The sequence below is a fragment of the Peribacillus sp. P4_B1 genome (assembly GCF_056402395.1).
This window is the reverse complement of record NZ_JBFUHM010000137.1, coordinates 1-1688: the sequence shown is the minus strand read 5'-3', so window position 1 is coordinate 1688 and position 1688 is coordinate 1. Positions and strand designations below refer to the sequence as shown.

Sequence of the window (1688 nt, the reverse complement as noted above, 5' to 3'; positions counted from 1 at the left end):
GAGGCTGCTGAAAAACTCACGTTTTTCTAACTAGTACGGTAAATCAAATTAAAAAAAGACGATTCTCATTCGGTACTTGAATGGAAATCGTCTTTTTTTGCTTCTGTTTGTCACTTTTTTAGGCCATTAATTTCAATATTCTTTTCAAGTTAACGGTGAAAATAGCCATTGCTCCTTGTAATTCCATGCCAAGTAGACCCGAGGATTTTGCAACATCATACCCGTGCCTGTGTTTCAATTCACTGTTTTTCGCTTCAATTTTATAACGTTCTTTTGATTTTTCTTTAAAATATTCACTCTCCTGGAATGTAGCCTGTTCTATATGTTCATTGGATTTAATACTGACAGAATAGGTCTTGCTTTTCGCTCCTTCTTTATAACAGCCTTCTTTAAAGGGACAAATCTTACACTTTTCTACGTCGAAGTAATAGGTATCTGTTTGATTCGTCCCTACATCTTTTTTGCCCTGGCGAGCTTTCCTGATAGCCAAATGCCCAGCCTTACAAACGTACATTCCTGCATCCTTGTTAAATTGAAATTCCTCTTCCTTCTTCCGGAATCCCTGTGTAACTGAAGGATTCAATTTTGCGACTAGTTTAATGTTATTTTCTTCACTGTATTCAATATTTCCCTTCTCTGAGTAAGCTGCATCCCCAATCACGGTCTCAATCACCATACCAGCTGCCGTGCTCTTTTCAATTAATGCCTTTAATTCTTTACCGTCCGTTTTTTCACCTGTAGTGATAGTCGCAGCTGTAATGATTCGCTCCTCACTCATCGCAATATGTGTTTTGTATCCAAAGAAAGAAGAGTCAGCGCTCTTGTGGCCAATCTTGGCATCTTGGTCTTTGGAGATCCTTAACTGTTCGATATCATCAGCTACCGTTTCTATTAATAGATTTAACTGCTCTTTTACCTTTGGATATTGGGTGATACGCTCTTCTGTTTCCACTACCTCGATGAGCTTCTGGCTATAAGCAATTTCATCCTGTAATACATCAGTAGTGGTTTTGGCCGGGAATTTATTTTTCATCTCTTCATCTATCGAATAGATTACTTTTCTTAATTTTTTAGATTGGTCCATCAATATTTCTTTTGGAGTCTTATGATTGTATCTGGCTTTCGTGTGGGTGGCATCCACAATAATCGTTTTGTTTTTAATGATTTCCTTTTCAATCGCAATCTCAACGGTTTTATGAATGAGCATATCCAAAAGGTTTATGTCTTTTAAACGGAGCTTTCGAAATTTCGTTAAAGAGCTAGGGTCAATAACCGGATCTTCTGGAGCCATGCCGAGGAAGTATTTAAAGGACATGTCATACCTGGAACGCTCAACTATATCCACATCTGATAGGTCATGAATAGTTTTGAGCAGCAAATATTTAAACATACGTATTGGATCGACAGCATTCCTGCCGTTATGAAGACAGTAGTTGTCCCTCAATTCTTCCAACACAAAAGAAAAGTCAATAAGTTCATTGATCTTGCGTAACATGTTATCCTTTGGAACCACTACATCATAAATGGCCATATGAGGACTAAAAACCATAGACGTTTGTTTTTGAATCATCGTACTCACCCACATAAATTTATTACCTTGATTATAAAACAAAAAAAGGTAGATTTCCTCAGAATAAACTGAGAAAATCTACCTCTATTGGCCCGGAAGGGACTTTTTCAGTGCCCTC

Annotated in this window: 1 protein-coding gene; it reads right to left on the bottom strand. The window is 37.6% G+C overall.

Annotation, left to right across the window (positions count from 1 at the left end):
• Positions 1–118: 118 nt before the first annotated feature.
• Positions 119–1570: an IS1182 family transposase gene (locus AC1DVK_RS26830; RefSeq protein ID WP_089365138.1), complete on the bottom strand. Its 1452-nt coding sequence runs from the start codon at positions 1568–1570 to the stop codon at positions 119–121.
• Positions 1571–1688 lie beyond the last annotated feature (118 nt).

What these genes read in the sequence shown, in the direction of transcription:
- AC1DVK_RS26830 (WP_089365138.1), bottom strand. Translation starts at nt 1,570, where the DNA reads ATGATTCAAAAACAAACGTCTATGGTTTTTAGTCCTCATATGGCCATT.